Source organism: Geomesophilobacter sediminis, assembly GCF_016458275.1.
GTDB classification, from domain to species: domain Bacteria; phylum Desulfobacterota; class Desulfuromonadia; order Geobacterales; family Geobacteraceae; genus Geomesophilobacter; species Geomesophilobacter sediminis.
In genome coordinates, this window is sequence record NZ_JAEMHM010000001.1 from 165,882 (window position 1) to 181,351 (window position 15,470).

The window sequence follows — 15,470 nt, forward strand, 5'->3', positions numbered from 1 at the left end:
GAAACGGAAAACGAACCCCATCCTCACCCCGACCCTCTCCTTGACGGAGAGGGAGTTTACTTAATGCCGATGTCGCCCCAAGAGGGCGACTTTACAATGACAGGAGAATTTCCATTGAAAAAGATATGCGTTGCCGACATCAAGGACCGTGATCAGGTCGAAGCGGTTTTCCTGGTCAAGGACAAGATCATGGCCATGGCCAAAAACGGCAAGCCGTACCTGACCCTGAAGCTGATGGACAAAAGCGGCGAGGTCGATGCCAAGGTCTGGGACAACGCCGACGAGGTCGGGGCGCTCTTCGAAAAGAACGATTTCCTGGCGGTGCGCGCCAAGGCATCGGTTTACCTGGGCAAGATGCAGCTCATCCTCTCCGAGCTGAAACGGGTGCCGGAGGAGACGGTGCAGCTCGCCGATTTTCTCCCGGAGACCGAGCGGGATATCAACGCCATGGTGGCGGAGCTGCACGCCCTCATCGCATCCATCCGGGACGGCAACCTGCGGCAGCTCCTGGAAGGATTTTTCCGCGATCCGGAGATCATGGCGCTCTACCGGGTCGCCCCGGCGGCCAAGGGGATGCATCACGTCTACCTCGGCGGGCTTTTGGAACACTCCCTCTCGGTGGCCAAACTGGTCGAGGCGATCGTTCCCCTCTACGAAGGACTGAACCGCGACCTCCTGGTGGTGGGAGCCCTTTTGCATGATATCGGCAAGGTGCGCGAGATGACCTTCATGCGTTCCTTCGACTACTCCGACGAGGGAAAGCTGCTGGGGCACATCACCATCGGCGTGGAAATGATCCACGAGCAGATCATCCGCATCCCGGGCTTCCCGACGGAACTCGGCATGCTGGTCAAACACATGGTTCTCTCCCACCACGGCCAGTACGAGTACGGCTCGCCCAAACGCCCGAAGACCATCGAGGCGACCATCCTCAACTACCTGGACGATCTCGATTCCAAGATCAACGGGATCCGTACCCATATCAAGAAGGAGCCGGACAACGCGACCCGCTGGACTTCCTACCATCGGCTCTACGACCGCTACTTCTTCAAGGAAAACGGGCTTCCCGAGGAGTCCGCCGAGCCGCACGATCTCATCGAGATGATCGACCCGATACCCGAGCCGGTTACGACCGCTGCGGCCGCTCCCACCTCGCAGTCTCCGTCGGAACAGAAGGGGCGCGAACGGAAGAGCTTCAGCAACAATCCCTTCGCCGCGCTGAAGGGCGAGAATCTGGATCTGTTCTAGCGAGTTGCACGACCCCATCCTCACCCTGTCCCTCCCCTTGAAGGGGAGGGGACGTTAGGGCAACAGCTTTGGCTCGTTGGCGAGGTACTGCCGTCTCAGCATACAGGTCCCCTCCCCGCCGGCGGGGGAGGGTTAGGTTGGGTGGAAGTCGGCATCGGCGTCGAATCGCAAACGAAAGCTCCGTGGCACCTTCCCTCGCCCCCTAACCGTCGCAAGCTCGCACTTCCGCGCGCGACCCCGCCAAGGGAGCGGGGATTTTTTTTGCCGATGGGGGACGTTTGACTGTATGATAGGCCAGTTGCAGTTTTAATGTGCGTCTTGCCCTTTGTAAGGAGGAACATCAATGCTCATGGAAACGATAGTCGTCGGACCTTTGGGGGTGAACTGCTTCATCCTCGCCGACGCAGATAGCAAGGAAGGTGTGGTCGTCGACCCGGGCGAGGATGCCGGCGTCATCCTGGCCAAGGTCAAGGAGCTCGGCCTCACCATCAAATACGTCATCAACACCCACGGCCATTTCGACCATGTCGGCGCCAACAGCGCGGTCATCGAGGCGACCGGGGCTCCGCTGCTGATTCATGAGATGGACGCGGTGCTCCTCGGCAAGGCCTCCCGTTCCGCCGCCAACTACGGCCTGCGCGTTCAGGATTCCCCCGCGCCGGCCGGCTTTCTGACCGACGGCCAAAAGATCGAATTCGGGAAGTACACCATCGAAGTGCGGCACACCCCGGGGCACACCCAGGGGGGATGCTCCCTGTATCTTGCCGACCAGAACCTGGTGATCACCGGCGATACCCTCTTTCTCTACTCGGTCGGCCGCACCGACCTCCCCGGCGGCTCGCACGCCACCCTGATCGCCTCGATCCGGGAGAAGCTTTTGACCCTGCCCGACGAGACCGTCGTCTGGCCCGGCCACGGCCCCTCCTCCACCATCGGCGCCGAGCGTACCGGCAATCCGTACCTTACCTAGGGGGAAAGGATGCTCACCGGAAAAACGATCGTTCTCGGGGTAACGGGAGGCATCGCCGTTTACAAGGCGGTTGAGCTTTTGCGCCTTTTGACCAAGGCGGGGGCCACCGTGCACGTCGTGATGACCAAGGCGGCCACCGAGTTCGTCACGCCGCTCACCTTCCAGACCCTTTCCGGAAACCCGGTCCACACCGAGCTTTTCAACCTGATTTCCGAGCAGGAGATCGGGCACATCTCCCTGGCCGACCGGGCCGATCTCTTCATCATCGCCCCGGCCACCGCGAACTTCGTCGGCAAGGTCGCCTGCGGGCTGGCCGATGATCTGTTGAGCACCACGGTCATGGCGACCAAGGCGCCGGTCCTCTTCTCTCCGGCGATGAACGTCAACATGTACCAGAACCCGCTCTACAAGGAGAACGAGGAGCGCCTGAAACGGCACGGCTACCTCTTCGTCCCCGCGGTGAAGGGGATGCTGGCGTGCGGCTGGGAAGGGGAGGGGAAGCTCCCGGCCCCGGAGGTGATTTTCGAAGAGGCGGTCGCTGCCCTCACCCCGAAGAGCATGGCGGGGCGCCGGGTGCTGATCACCGCGGGACCGACCCGCGAGGAGATCGATCCGATCCGCTACATAAGCAACTACTCTTCCGGCAAGATGGGATACGCCATCGCCCGCGAAGCCCGGCTGCGGGGCGCCCAGGTGACCCTGGTGACCGGGCCGACGGCGCTCACCCTCCCTTGCGGGATCGACGTGGTGCCGGTGAACAGCGCTGAGGAGATGCGCCGTGCGGTGCTGGAGCGCCTGGAGCGGACCGACGTCGTCATCAAGGCGGCCGCGGTCGCCGATTACCGGCCCAAGGTGCGGGCGGCGGCCAAAGTGAAGAAGGGGGCGTCCGAGCTGGTGCTGGAGCTGGAGAAGAATCCGGACATCCTGGCAGAGGTCGGAGCGATGAAGGGGGACCGGGTGGTGGTAGGTTTTGCCGCCGAGACCCATGATCTGATCGCCAATGCAACGAAGAAGCTCACCGGCAAGAACGTCGACATGATCGTGGCCAACGACGTTTCCCAGGAGGGAGCCGGCTTCAACGTCGACACCAACATAGCGAAGCTTTTGCTGCGGGACGGAACCGTGGAAGAGCTCCCGAAGATGGGAAAGGACGAACTGGCGGGGGTGATCCTGGACCGGATCACTACCCTTGCGGAAGCGAAGGGGCGGGCAAAATAGGAGTTGGCAGGGCCGGCTCAGAGACGGTAGGGGCGCAGCATGCTCCGACAAGTCTCCCTTTGAGATGGGGGATTTAGGGGGATTTGCCGTTGGCGTTGCGGCCCTGGAAAGGCAAATCCCCCCCAACCCCCCTTTGTCAAAGGGGGGAGGTAAAGGGGCCACTTTGTCAAAGGGGGAGGTAAAGGGGCCACCTTTTGCCAGTGTTTGCCAGCGGGAGTTAAAGGAGAGTGGGGGGCAAAGGTCTTACGACGACTTGATCTGCTTGATGAGTGCCGGGTTGCAGATCGCCTCTTTGAGCTTCGCCCGGATGTCGTCCAGCTCCGCGTAGGCCTGCGGCTTGGTGATCTTCCCCGCCTTGTACAGCAGGCGCAGGTTCTTGCGCACCGCGGCCGCAGCCGACAGCGCCTTTTCCCCGGTCGGGTCGGCACTGTAGAAGCGGGAGTTCTGGTCGAAGTTGAGATAATCGAACACCGCCTCCTGGGCCAGCTGCATGTACTCCTCCCGGTCGTCGTCATCCAGCGGGAAGCGCGAGTTTTCGGTAACCGTCTGCATGAGGGCCTGCCACTTCTCCAGGCGGCTCACCAGCAGGATCGAGTTGAAGATCCGCTTGTTGGTCGTGAAGGAAAAGATGGTGTCGGAAAGCACCTTGCGCAAAAGCAGGTCGTTTTCGCTGAAGTGCTCCTTGCAGACCTTCTCCCCGGTTTCCCAGACCTCCTTCGGCACGTAGGTTTCGAAGCGCATCTCCCAGTAGGTGTGCTTGAGGGTGAGCGAGGAAAAGCTCCGCATGATCTTGAACGGCACGTAGTAGTTGTGGGCGATGCAGTCCGCGGCGAGATGGCTGAGGTACCCGTAGGCGCAGGCCTGTTCCGCTTCGTTGCCCGCCTTTTCCAGGATCTTGTGCCCCATGCGCCAGCGGTGGCAATGCAGCAGGTAGTGGGTGAACTTCTTGCCCAGGGTGATGTCGGCGGCGATGGTGCCGTAGAGGAAGTCGTAGGGATGCGCTCCGATGATCGAGGCGACCGTCGGTTGCAGCTGTTCCAGGTTGGCGAGGACGTTCATCCCCAACTGCAGGTGGATTCCGGCCCCCCAGGCATAGGCATGCTGAGGGAGGAGTACGATAAGCAGCGCCGTGACTGCAGAAAGTATGAGCATAATTTCAAAGGATAAATGAATCGTCGCTGAAAAGTAAAGGGGTTTCGGAAATGGAGTCGATCGAGGAGCGGGAGCTGCTGCTGGCGCAGCTGACGGAATATCTGGAAGAGCTGCGGGAGACCGGGGTGAACGAGCTGTATTATGCTCCGGAGGGTGCGGCCCTGCCGGCGGCGCCCGTGGCTGCGGTGCTTTGTCCCGATGCGCTCCACGAGGTTGCCGACGAAGACGAGCCGCCCCCCTACGATCCGGACGAGATGCTGGCAACTCCGGTGGCGGCGGCCGAGCCCGAAGCCTCCCCGGCCGCGGCACCGTCCGCGGCTGCCGTCGCGAGGCCCTCGGCGCAGCCGGCCGAGCCCGGGCGGGCGCGGGTTCCCAAACTCTTCCGCGCCATCGGCAACCCGAGGGCGAAGTTCTTCCTGGTCATGAACGGGGAGGGATTCCAGGGGGATGCCGGAGACCTTCTGGCGAAGATCATCCAGGCGATGGGGTTCACCGGGAAGGAAGTCTGCCTGCTGTGCTTTGCCGCGGTGCCGCCGATGGGCGAGGATCTCCGCGCCTCCTTGCTCCACGCCATCACCGCGTCGCGTCCCGAGATCGTCGTGACGCTGGGGACGCCGGCCACCCGCCTGCTTTTGCAGGATGACGCCCCGATCCAGGACCTGCGCGGTCGTATCTTCGAGGTGGAAGGGATCAAGTTCCTGCCGACCCTGCACCCCGAGGCCCTGCTGCGCGATCCGGGCCTCAAGCGCCCGGTCTGGGATGACATGCAGCAGGTGATGCGCCTTTTCGGCAAGAAAAGGGATTGACCGCTCCTTTAACTCCCCAACCCTCTCCCGGAGGGAGGGGGAGTTTAAGGTTTCATCCCGTCAGCGCTTCCTCCCGGATCGCCCCGATCGTCATCCTTGGCGTGATCGCCTCCGGATCCACCCTCAGCTCCACGAGTGCCGGCCCCCCGCACGCCACTGCCCGCTCGAATGCCCCCGCAAAATCTGCCGTCCTTTCCACCACTTCGCCAAAAGCTCCGTAGGCGCGGGCCAGCGCCGCGAAATCGGGATTGCTGAGCTCGGTCCCGGAGACCCGCCCCGGGTAGCGCCGTTCCTGGTGCATCCGGATGGTGCCGTACATCCCGTTGTTCACCACGATGATCACCACCGCCAGGTTGTACTGCACCGCCGTGGCGAGCTCCTGCCCGTTCATCAGAAAACAGCCATCCCCCGCGAAGCAGACCACGGTCCGATCCGGGTGCACCACCTTGGCCGCCACCGCCGCCGGCACGCCGTATCCCATCGACCCGTTCACCGGTGCGAGCTGGGTCCGGAAGCCGGGATACCGGTAGTAGCGGTGGACCCAGGCGGAGTAGTTACCCGCGCCGTTGGTAACGAGGGCATCTTCCGGGAGCCGCTCCCGCAGCCAGGCGACCACCGCTCCCAGGTCGAGTTCGAAGGGGGCCGGGTGGGGCTGCAGCCAGGAGAGGTACTCCTGCCGTCCCGCCTCGGTCCAGCCCCGCCAGGAAGGAGACGGTATCGGTGGGAGGCGCCGCGCTCCGGCAGCGAATTCCGCGATGCCGGAGTTGATCATCAGGTCCGCCTGGTAGACCCGCCCCAGCTCCTGGTACCCGGGATGGACGTGCACGAGTTTTTGGCGCGGGCGCGGCGGCACGATCAGGGTATAGCTGCTGGTCGTCATCTCGTCCAGGCGCGCCCCGACCGCCAGGATCAGGTCCGCCTCCCGGACTCGCTCGGCAAGAGCGGGGTTGATCCCGATGCCGACGTCCCCCAGGTAATTGCCCAGCCGGTTGTCGAAAAGATCCTGGCGCCGGAAGGCACAGGCGACCGGCAGGCCGTTGGCCACGGCGAAGGCGGCGATGTCGGCACACGCCGCCGCGGACCAGTCCCCGCCGCCCAATAGAAGCAGCGGGCGTTCGGCCCGGGTGAGTCTCCCCCACAGCTCGGCGAGGCTGTCTGCGCCGGGATGGGCCTGAACCCGCCGGTACGCGCCGACATCCGCCACTGCCGCCTGCGACGAGAGCATCTCCTCCGGAAGGGCCAGGACCACCGGCCCCGGGCGGCCGGAAACGGCCAGGTGGAAGGCCCGGCTCACCAACTCGGGAATCCGCTCGGCGCGGTCGATCTGGCCGACCCATTTCGCCATCTGTCCGAACATGCGGCGAAAGTCGATTTCCTGGAACGCCTCCCGCTCCACCAGCGCGCCCCCCACCTGTCCCACGAAGAGGATCAAAGGGGTCGAATCCTGGTAGGCGGTATGGACGCCGACACTCGCGTTGGTGGCACCCGGGCCGCGGGTTACGAAGCAGATTCCGGGGCGGCCGGTGAGCTTGCCGAACGCCTCCGCCATGTACGCCGCCCCCCCTTCCTGGCGGCAGACGATGAGCCGGATCGCCTCCTGCTCGTCGTAGAGGGCATCGAGCACCGGCAGAAAGCTTTCGCCGGGCACGCAGAAGGCGACGTCGACGCCGTGGATCTTGAGCGCGTCCACCAGGATGCGCCCGCCGCTGCGGGAGGGAAGTTGACCGGTCATGACTGCTCCTTGTCGCCAAAACTGGTTTCCAAAATCCTGAGTTGAAGATCGCTTTCCCAAGCCGTTTCCTGGCAGTGACTTGATACAATGATGGCCCCGGAGCCGATGTCAAGTAGCCGCGGCGTTGACCTGGCCGCCCACCCTGGGGAAAGCGCCTTTCCAGGCGATCAATCCGACCGCCATTACCGCCTGCGGCGGTTCGCGCCAGGAATGGCGCTCCCACAGGGTGCGGTTATTCGCGCCAGCAATGGCGCTCCCACAGGGTAGGCAGCTACCTTGCCTGTTCCCGATCGCCACCCGTTGGAAGCACCTATCCCTTAGTTCTCATCCATGCTAGTATGGCTCCTCTGCTTTCAACCCATGCATAGGAGTCCCCCCTGAAGATCTGGATCGATGCCGATGCCTGTCCGCGGGTGATCAAGGAGATCATCTTCCGCGCCTCGGAACGCCTCAACCTGCCGGTACGCCTCGTCGCCAACAAGAGCCTCGCCAAGCACCACTCCCGCCTGATCGACTCCGTCGTCGTTTCCGAAGGCTTCGACGTCGCCGACGACTACATCGCCGAAAACGCCGCCGCCGAAGATATCGTCATCACCGCCGACATCCCGCTCGCGGCGCGGATCGTCGCCAAGGGGGCGGTCGCGCTCGACCCGCGCGGGGAGCTCTACACCGAGGAGAACGTCGGGGAGCGGCTTTCCATCCGGGACCTGATGATGGAACTGCGCGACGGCGGCCTCCTCGTCGGTGGTCCGGCCCAGTTCAGCCTCACCGACCGCCAGAAATTCGCCTCGTCGCTGGACCGGCTCCTCACCCAACTCACCCGAAAAAAGAAGGTATAGACATGGCGCTTCCCTCCACCGTCCATCGGGCCACCGTACAGCTTTCCGACATCGACCGCGGGGTCTACCAATCCATTCAGACCACCTTGGCCCGACATCCCTCCGAAACGCAGGAGCGGCTGGTGGCACGGCTGCTCGCCTACCTCCTTTTCTACGAGGAAGATCTCCAATTCACCAAGGGGATCAGCGCCGGCGACGAGCCCGATCTCTGGTCCAAGGGGCCGGACGACCGGGTGCTCACCTGGGTCGAGGTGGGGCTCCCGGAACCGGAGCGCCTGCTGAAGGCGTCGCGTCATGCGGGGCGGGTGGCGCTGCTTCCCTGTGGCAACGGCTTTCCCCATTGGGAGCGCCAGCATCTCCCCAAGATAACCGGCATCGGCAACCTCACCCTGGTTACCGTCGATCCCGGTTTCCTCAGCCGCGTAGCGGCGCAGGTGGAGCGTTCCATCGTGTGGGAAGTGACGATAACCGAGGGGACGCTGTACCTGCAGTCCGCCGGAGAGTCGCTGGAAACCGAAGTGGTGGTCCGCTGCGGGGAGAGGGGCTGACGGCCGGTTCCGCAGGGTGGGCAGCCCTTTGCCCACGTAACCCTGCCTGGCATCGGTCCGCGTGGGCACGGGGTGCCCACCCTGCGTTTTGAAATCGGCGCGACGTTCGAGACGACTTCAGGTCGTCGGAGTGGACAGGTCGGGTTCGCGGGCGTTGAGCAGGCAGGTGACGAGCTGAGAGCGGCTGGTGACGTTGAACTTCTTGAAGATGCGGGACATGTGCGCCTTCACCGTGTGTTCGCTCATGTAGAGCTCCTCGGCGATCTCGCGGTTCTTCTTCCCCTGGGAGAGGTGTTGCAGGATCTCCTGCTCCCGCTTGCTGATCCGTTCTGTTTCCGGGGCGCGGGCGATGTTCCCGGCCCGGCTCAGCAGGGCCTTGACGTTGCTGTTGTTGATCCAGACCTGCCCTTGGTACACCAGGCGCAGGGCCTTCTGCATCAGGGGAAGATCGGCGTCGGTCGATATCACCCCGAAAAGCTGGTGCAGCAGGATGGTGGTGATCACCTCCTCCTGGTGCAGCCCGGTGTCCAAAAGGACCACCTTTGCCTGCGGCCAGCGCGACAACAGCTCCCCGGTGATGCTCCGTTTGTCCGCCACGACGAGGTCGGGCGCGTCCCCCGGTGCAGCATCGTGCTCCAGGAAGAACCGGTCTTCGGCATTGTCGCGGCTGAGCAGGTCGCGAAGGGCTTCCCCGACCACCCGGCTTTTTAGACAGAGCATTACGTTCATGGCAGGCTCGCTCCTGTTTCGTGCAGGGATGGACGCGACCTTATCGGTGACGTTCCCGGACTATCGATCGAACCAGTCAGCCAGACGTGCTACCGTGGGAAGGATGCAGCGGGCAAGGTAAGCCGCGGCCGCCGCTCGTACTGTCAGGAACGGCTGGCCGGGTAGGGAAAAGATATTGGGAAAAATACGGACAATGGATCAGCCGTATCTGCATTGAAAGCCGCACACCCTTTTATTCAAGCAACAGCTCCCTTTCCAAGAGGGAGAACATTGTCAATTGTATAAGGGGGGCGCGCCATTGCAAGCTGAGTCGCTGCAAAAACAAGCAGGACCGGTGCCGTGAGTTATCCGCACCGATGCTGTGACAGTTCGGAACACTCTACTGACTTCCCTCACCCCCGTAATGCAAGTCGCAGAATCCCTGCTTGATTTCCTGTACCACCTGCACCAGGCGCTCGGCGGCGACCGGCGGGGAATAGAGGTATCCCTGGATGTAGTCGCAGCCGAGATCGCTCAGGATGTCCTGCTGGTCCATCCCTTCCACCCCTTCGGCGACGGTACAGGTGCCGAAGCTCTTGGCCAGCTCGACGATGGAGCGGGCGATCGCCCGGTCCCCGGCGTTTTTCGCCAGCTCGCAGATGAAGGAACGGTCTATCTTCAGGCAGGTGACCGGGAAGTTGCGGAGATAGCTGAGCGATGAGTAGCCGGTTCCGAAATCGTCGATGGCGATGCCGCAGCCGATCTCGCGCAGGTTGTTCATGGTCTTCATGGCCGCTTCCGGTTTTTCCACCAGGGTGCTCTCGGTGAGCTCCAGCTCCAGCCGGGCCGGATCGATGCCGGTCTCGGCAATCGCGGAGGAGACCTGGCTGATCACCGCCTGCGACTTGAACTGGATCGGCGAGATGTTTACCGCCATGTCCAGGTCCAGGCCCTGTTCGCGCCAGGCCACCTGCTGGCGGCACGCGGTGCGCAGCACCCACTCTCCGATCGGGATGATGGTGCGGTTGGACTCGGCGATGGGGATGAACCGGATCGGTGAGACCATGCCGAAGGTCGGGCTGTTCCAGCGCAAAAGCGCTTCCACGCCGGTCACCTCCCCCGTCTCCAGATTCACTTTCGGCTGGTAGAGCAGCACCAGTTCGTCGTTCTGCACGGCGTGGCGCAGGGCGTGGTCCAGCGCCATGTGGTCGCGGGTGATGCGGTTCAGCTCCTCGTGGAAGAAGCGGAAGGTGTTCTTGCCTTCGCCCTTGGAGTGGTACAGCGCGATGTCCGCGTGTTTTTCCAGGGTCTCCGCATCGGCGCCGTCGCGCGGGAACAGGGCGATACCGATACTCACCGATACCGTCACCTCCATCCCCTCCAGTTCGACCGGATTCGTCGTCTGTTCCAGCAGTTTCGAGGCGACCACCGCGACATCCTCCTCGTTGCGGATGTCGTGCAGGATGATGGCGAACTCGTCCCCCCCCAGCCGGCAGACGATGTCGTCGTCGCGCAGCGACTCGCGATAGCGCCGGGACATCTCGCGCAGCAGCTGGTCCCCGGCCGGGTGCCCGAGGCTGTCGTTGATGTGCTTGAAGGTGTCCAGGTCGAGGTACATCAGGGCGATGGAATTTTCCTGGCGCCGGCTGCGGCGCATCGCCAGGTCGAGCCGGTCCTTGAGCATGCGGCGGTTGGGGAGTTCGGTGAGCGGGTCGTAGTAAGCCAGGTGCTCGATGGTCGCCTCGGCGTTTTTCCGCTCGTTGATGTCCTCCACGTTGGCGATGAAGTGGGTGATCTCCCCCTTTTCGTTGCGCAGCGGGCTGATCGAGGCGACCGACCAGTAGACCTCGCCGGTCTTGCGGCGGTTCAGCACCTCGCCGCGCCACTCGCGCCCGCTCAGGATGGTGTTCCAGAGGTCCTTGAACACCTCCGGGGGGGTCGACTGCGACTTCATGATGCGCGGGTTCTTGCCCAGCGCCTCTTCCGGGGCGTAGCCGGTCACCTCGGTGAACTTGCGGTTCACGTACTCGATGGTGCCGTGCACGTCGGTGATCATGACCGCGCTGGCGCTGTTTTCCAGGCCGTGGTAGAGCTTGCGCAGGTATTCCTGGTTTTGCACCATGGCCGCCTGGACCTCTTTCTGCTTGGTCACGTCCCGGATCGACTCGATGGTCCCGATGCGCTTGCCGACCGAGTCGTAAAGCGGCGCGGCGACCGCCCAGACGTAGGCCCCGACCCCGCCGTGCAGGGACGGGCAGAAGCTCTCCACCCCGACCGTCTCGCCGCGGTGGGTGACGGCGGAGTATTTGCCGATGATGACTTCCTTGTGGTCATCCACGTAGTCCACCAGCATCTTGCGGCGCTGTCCGTAGAACGGGACGGTGTACTCGTAATCCCCCTTGCCGACCATTTCCTCCTTGCTTACCCCGGTCATCTCCTCCATGGCGCGGTTCCAGATCACGACCTTCTTGTCGTTGTTGGTCACCAGCACCGCGTCGGGAAGAAAGTCGATCATCTCGCGCAGCTGCTGCTGGGTCTCCCTCAGCTCCGCATCGGTCCGTTCCACGATCTGACGCTGTTTCTGCTGGAACCTCTGGAATCCCGCCAGCGCGACGCTGGAGGAAAACGAGATGAAAAGGAGGATGCCGAGCTGGTTGCGGGCGTGTTCCCGCCAGTTGCTGGTGATCGCCGACATGCTGCGGGTGGTGGCGATCAAAAAACCCTTGTCCATGAGGAGGTCGCGCGGTTTCACGCTGATCACCGCCGTCATCCGGGTCTGGCCGCTCTGCCCGGTGCCGTAGATAAAGACGTCGGACTGCTTGCCGCTGGCGAGGTGCCGGGCGTAGACCGAATCGGAGCTGCGGATGTTGGGGACGTGGTCCGGCTTCCCCGGCAGGGTGACGAACTCGCCGCCGTCCTCGTGGACGATGGCCGACTGCATGTCCGGCGCGTAGTTGACGGAGTCGAGGAGCGGCTTGAAAGAGGCCGGGTCGATGCCCGCCGCGACGACGCCGGCAAAGCCGCGTTCGTCGCTGATCCCCCGGACCAGGTTCATGATCCAGTGCCCGCTGCGGGTCTTCAGCGGCGGAGAGAGGTACAGGGTCGCGGCGTTAGGATTCTTGCGCGCCTGCCGGAAGTAATCGCGCTGGCTCAGATCGAGCCCCTCCAGTTCCTTGCGGTTGGAAAGCCGCACCTTCCCTTGCCGGTCCAGTACCAAGACGGCCCGGATTCCGGAGACCTCCTCGTCGATGAGCTTCGACTCGTAGGCAAAAGAGGTTCTTTTCCAGTTTTCCGTCGGCATCTCGCTCAGTTCGTCCCGGATTGCCATCATGGTATGTTCGGTACCCATCAGGCGGTTGTTCAGGTTTTCGCCGATGACCCTCGCCTGGGCGAGCAGTCGGTACTTCTCCGTTTCGACGGTATCGCGATAGATCCGGTAGAGGTTGTGAGCCACCGCACCGGTCACCAGGAAAATGGTGATCCCGAGCATGGTCCACTGAATCTTTTTATTCTTTTCGAAATCCTTACTCATGCCTTCTCCTCAGTTCCCTTCGAGATCATGCCCAAAGAAAACCGAAATTGCCGCTCCGCCGAATCGTGCCATGGCTCGGATTCCGACGGATTCACTACGTTACCGGATCAGTTAAGAACAATAATGTCTGGAAGTTACCCCATCGCTACTTATCGGCTCTCTTTGCCTTTTCTTGAATTCTGGTGGTCCTGAGCTAACTGGCGCCGCAATGAGACTTTTTTGGTCTTTTATGGGGTTCGAGAAGAAAAAAAGTTGGTGCTGGATGCAGATTTTTTTTGGATGCCGTGAGGGGACCGAAACGAAAAAGCGCCGGCACCCTGAGGTGCCGACGCCTGATACTTACCGCGGAAACTTGACCGGTGGGAGCGCCTTTCCAGGCGCGAATACCACCGACCGATCGAGTACCCCGTCCCTTCACCGCTTCTTTCGGATCAGGAAAAAGGCGCTGAATTCGGCAACCTTCTCGGTGCCGCTGAAGATGTCCGCTGCCCCGGTTATTTTACGTTCGTCGAGCCGGGTCGCCCTGGCCTCGGCGCGCACCGTCCCTTCGTGGACCGCGGCGAGGAATTTGAGCGTCATCTCCACCGTCACAAAATCAGTCCCTTCCGGGACCAGGCTCTTGATAGCCATGGCAACCGCGGTATCCGCCAGCGAGGTGACCGCACCGCCGTGCATGACCCCCGCCCCCTGGGCGAGCTTGATCTTGAAGGGCATGGTAAGAACGGCCCGTCCCGCTTCGGCCGCCTCGATCGTCATCCCCAGGTACTCCTCAAACGGGGCGCACGCGATCCATTCCGGCAGCTCGAAGGGGATCTGATTCGGATCTATCGTCTGTTCGTACAGCTTTTCGTACATAGTGGCTACCTTTTCTCGCGTACCTTTCCCAACCGGGAAACCTGGTCCAAAAACAGAGCCGGGATGGTCATTAGGCGGCCATCGGAAGGGGTTTATTGAACGTTTCTGGTAAAAACCTGATTTCCTTGGGGTTTGATTTTGTGATATAAGGGTCGATTTGCAGGTGGTAATTGGGTTGACTTCCGCGTCAGCTTCCATGGGAGGAGTCACTGTTATGACAATGAGAGCTTTGGCGGCTCTGCTATTCCTGCTCGGCGGGGTGCTCCTTATTGGCAGCACGGACTCATGCAACGCGCAGGAACCGCTCGAATTCTCGGTGGTGAAAAAAGGAGAAGTGTCGCCTTCCGGTAACCATGCCCCCGTGGTGAAGGTGATCCGTAACAATACCGAGTGGGGAAATTTCTGGATCGAGTTGAATATCAACGCCTTCATCGTCCCGGCACGCCCGGCGGTCGATTTTGACCACACGATCCTGATTGCCGTCGTCGATGCCCCGCAGCCGACGGGAGGTCACGCGATTGCCGTGACTTCGGTACTGCCGACATCGACCGGCGTAGTCGTCGTCGCTCAGCAGGTGGCTCCGGGGCCGGGCTGTATCGTCAGCGAGGACTTGAAGCAGCCGTTTCAGGTTGTCGCCGTGCCCGGTTTTTCCGGTGCAGCAACTCTGGCCCTGTCACCGGCGGTATGCGACTGTGACTGACGCGGTTTCAACTCAGTTCCGAGATACGTTCGCTGATCAGCGAGCAAACCTCCTCGGAGTTTTTATTCAGTAGTTGGACGTGACGGAAGAATTCGAGAGCAAGATCCTTACTACCCCGCTCCACGAGTAACTCCCCCGGTTCCATAAAAAGCCTCGTGTCACCCCCCTCCTTGCGAAAGAGCTTGTCGTAGCAGGCACAGGCCTCCTTCAGTTGACCCAACTGGCAGTGCATCTTCAACATCCCCAGGAAAGCGAACTTGTCATAACTGCGATCCAGGCAGCTTTGGTAGGCATGTTCGGCGGCGTCGAATCGGCCCAGGTTACGGTACGCATCCCCCAAACGGGTCAAGAGGTTCGGGGTCCCGCTGTCGTGTTGCAGGATTTGCTCCCACACCTCGACGGCCCGCTCGTAGTTGCACATCCTCCGGTAGTAGTTCCCCAATCCGTAGAGCGCATGGTTGTTGTGCGGTTCCTGTTGGAGAGCCATTTCAAAGTAATGGCGGGCCTGCTCAAAGTTTTCGTGCTTCAGGTGCAGGTTGCCCAGGATGGTCACGATCGTGATGGTACTGACGCCGATGGCAAGCGATTTTTCATAGTACTCGATGGCGAGAAGTTCCTGGCCCGTCGTTTTGTACAGGTCGGCCAACCCCAGCAAGACATAGCGGTCCTTCTGCCTGATGGCGTAAGCCTTTTTGTAAAAGGTCTCCGCATTTTCGTAATCGCCGATCTTCTTGTAGCTGTCGGCAATGCGCGTCAGAACCATTAAGTTGTTCGGGTTCTTGTGGAGTGATCTTCTAAAGCACTCAATAGACTCGCCGTATTGATACATCCCCCGCAGCGCGTCACCCAGTCCGACCAGGGAAAAGGCATTTTCCGGATCGAAGTCCAACACCTTGCGGTAGCATTCGGCAGCGTTGGAAAATTTCTTCTGGTAGCGCAGCGCGTCACCCATTCCCGTCAGCACATACGGATTTCGTGCGTCGATTCCCAAAGCGGTTTCATAAACAGCGTAAGCTTCAGCGTATCGCTTGGCTCGAACCAGATTATGCCCTTGCTTTGAGAGTTCCAGTACCCTTGCATGTGCGGTATCGGTGACCTTCATACCACTGGCATTGAGGTCGGTATCCTGAGGTACGATCATGGCTGATCATGTTCCTTTATC

At 61.8% G+C, this 15,470-nt stretch carries 13 protein-coding genes; 7 read left to right on the forward strand and 6 right to left on the reverse strand.

Annotation, left to right across the window (positions count from 1 at the left end; translation table 11 throughout):
* The first annotated feature begins 114 nt into the window (after positions 1 to 114).
* The 3 genes from JFN93_RS00720 to coaBC all read left to right on the forward strand — a co-directional run bounded on the left by JFN93_RS00720 (position 115) and on the right by coaBC (position 3,436).
* A complete protein-coding gene (locus JFN93_RS00720) occupies positions 115 to 1,248 on the forward strand; it encodes a 3'-5' exoribonuclease YhaM family protein (protein WP_199382059.1) in 1,134 nt (377 codons plus the stop codon).
* A 349-nt stretch (positions 1,249 to 1,597) separates the two neighbouring features.
* Positions 1,598 to 2,218 (forward strand): MBL fold metallo-hydrolase, encoded by a 621-nt coding sequence (locus JFN93_RS00725; protein WP_328753227.1) that lies wholly within the window; start codon positions 1,598 to 1,600, stop codon positions 2,216 to 2,218.
* Positions 2,219 to 2,227: 9 nt separating this feature from the next.
* Positions 2,228 to 3,436, forward strand: a complete 1,209-nt coding sequence (gene coaBC, locus JFN93_RS00730; RefSeq protein WP_199382061.1) for a bifunctional phosphopantothenoylcysteine decarboxylase/phosphopantothenate--cysteine ligase CoaBC — start codon at positions 2,228 to 2,230, stop codon at positions 3,434 to 3,436.
* Positions 3,437 to 3,679: 243 nt separating this feature from the next.
* Here the strand turns inward: coaBC and JFN93_RS00735 are convergent, their stop codons facing one another.
* The gene (locus JFN93_RS00735) at positions 3,680 to 4,588 is read right to left on the reverse strand and encodes a zinc dependent phospholipase C family protein (protein ID WP_199382062.1); all 909 of its coding nucleotides are present in this window, start codon (positions 4,586 to 4,588) and stop codon (positions 3,680 to 3,682) included.
* A gap of 50 nt (positions 4,589 to 4,638) precedes the next feature.
* Between JFN93_RS00735 and JFN93_RS00740 the strand changes: the two genes are divergently transcribed.
* Positions 4,639 to 5,394, forward strand: coding sequence for a uracil-DNA glycosylase (locus JFN93_RS00740; protein WP_199382063.1), 756 nt, complete (start codon positions 4,639 to 4,641; stop codon positions 5,392 to 5,394).
* A gap of 52 nt (positions 5,395 to 5,446) precedes the next feature.
* On the opposite strand, the gene JFN93_RS00745 is transcribed toward JFN93_RS00740, so the two are convergent.
* Entirely contained in the window at positions 5,447 to 7,126 is a 1,680-nt protein-coding gene (locus JFN93_RS00745) for a thiamine pyrophosphate-binding protein (RefSeq protein WP_199382064.1), read from the reverse strand.
* Between the two features lie 377 nt (positions 7,127 to 7,503).
* Here JFN93_RS00745 and JFN93_RS00750 point away from each other — a divergent pair, with 377 nt between their 5' ends.
* Positions 7,504 to 7,965, forward strand: a complete 462-nt coding sequence (locus JFN93_RS00750) for a YaiI/YqxD family protein (RefSeq protein WP_199382266.1) — start codon at positions 7,504 to 7,506, stop codon at positions 7,963 to 7,965.
* Between the two features lie 2 nt (positions 7,966 to 7,967).
* Complete coding sequence (locus JFN93_RS00755) at positions 7,968 to 8,513, forward strand: YaeQ family protein (RefSeq protein ID WP_199382065.1); 546 nt, start codon at positions 7,968 to 7,970, stop codon at positions 8,511 to 8,513.
* Positions 8,514 to 8,630: 117 nt separating this feature from the next.
* Here the strand turns inward: JFN93_RS00755 and JFN93_RS00760 are convergent, their stop codons facing one another.
* The 3 genes from JFN93_RS00760 to JFN93_RS00770 form a co-directional block, all read right to left on the reverse strand.
* The gene (locus JFN93_RS00760; RefSeq protein ID WP_199382066.1) at positions 8,631 to 9,242 is read right to left on the reverse strand and encodes a helix-turn-helix transcriptional regulator; all 612 of its coding nucleotides are present in this window, start codon (positions 9,240 to 9,242) and stop codon (positions 8,631 to 8,633) included.
* Positions 9,243 to 9,621: 379 nt separating this feature from the next.
* Complete coding sequence (locus JFN93_RS00765) at positions 9,622 to 12,753, reverse strand: EAL domain-containing protein (RefSeq protein WP_199382067.1); 3,132 nt, start codon at positions 12,751 to 12,753, stop codon at positions 9,622 to 9,624.
* 414 nt (positions 12,754 to 13,167) lie between these two features.
* A complete protein-coding gene (locus JFN93_RS00770) occupies positions 13,168 to 13,608 on the reverse strand; it encodes a PaaI family thioesterase (protein WP_199382068.1) in 441 nt (146 codons plus the stop codon).
* A 214-nt stretch (positions 13,609 to 13,822) separates the two neighbouring features.
* Between JFN93_RS00770 and JFN93_RS00775 the strand changes: the two genes are divergently transcribed.
* Entirely contained in the window at positions 13,823 to 14,308 is a 486-nt protein-coding gene (locus JFN93_RS00775; protein WP_199382069.1) for a protease complex subunit PrcB family protein, read from the forward strand.
* Positions 14,309 to 14,315: 7 nt separating this feature from the next.
* Here the strand turns inward: JFN93_RS00775 and JFN93_RS00780 are convergent, their stop codons facing one another.
* Positions 14,316 to 15,449 (reverse strand): tetratricopeptide repeat protein, encoded by a 1,134-nt coding sequence (locus JFN93_RS00780; protein WP_199382070.1) that lies wholly within the window; start codon positions 15,447 to 15,449, stop codon positions 14,316 to 14,318.
* Positions 15,450 to 15,470: the final 21 nt, after the last annotated feature.

Excerpts from the sequence above, each read along its gene's own strand:
- JFN93_RS00775 (WP_199382069.1), top strand. The coding sequence starts at position 13,823 with ATGACAATGAGAGCTTTGGCGGCTCTGCTATTCCTGCTCGGCGGGGTG.
- JFN93_RS00755 (WP_199382065.1), top strand. The coding sequence starts at position 7,968 with ATGGCGCTTCCCTCCACCGTCCATCGGGCCACCGTACAGCTTTCCGAC.
- JFN93_RS00735 (WP_199382062.1), bottom strand. The coding sequence starts at position 4,588 with ATGCTCATACTTTCTGCAGTCACGGCGCTGCTTATCGTACTCCTCCCT.
- JFN93_RS00725 (WP_328753227.1), top strand. The coding sequence starts at position 1,598 with ATGGAAACGATAGTCGTCGGACCTTTGGGGGTGAACTGCTTCATCCTC.
- JFN93_RS00740 (WP_199382063.1), top strand. The coding sequence starts at position 4,639 with ATGGAGTCGATCGAGGAGCGGGAGCTGCTGCTGGCGCAGCTGACGGAA.
- JFN93_RS00760 (WP_199382066.1), bottom strand. The coding sequence starts at position 9,242 with ATGAACGTAATGCTCTGTCTAAAAAGCCGGGTGGTCGGGGAAGCCCTT.
- coaBC (WP_199382061.1), top strand. The coding sequence starts at position 2,228 with ATGCTCACCGGAAAAACGATCGTTCTCGGGGTAACGGGAGGCATCGCC.
- JFN93_RS00770 (WP_199382068.1), bottom strand. The coding sequence starts at position 13,608 with ATGTACGAAAAGCTGTACGAACAGACGATAGATCCGAATCAGATCCCC.
- JFN93_RS00745 (WP_199382064.1), bottom strand. The coding sequence starts at position 7,126 with ATGACCGGTCAACTTCCCTCCCGCAGCGGCGGGCGCATCCTGGTGGAC.
- JFN93_RS00765 (WP_199382067.1), bottom strand. The coding sequence starts at position 12,753 with ATGAGTAAGGATTTCGAAAAGAATAAAAAGATTCAGTGGACCATGCTC.
- JFN93_RS00780 (WP_199382070.1), bottom strand. The coding sequence starts at position 15,449 with ATGATCGTACCTCAGGATACCGACCTCAATGCCAGTGGTATGAAGGTC.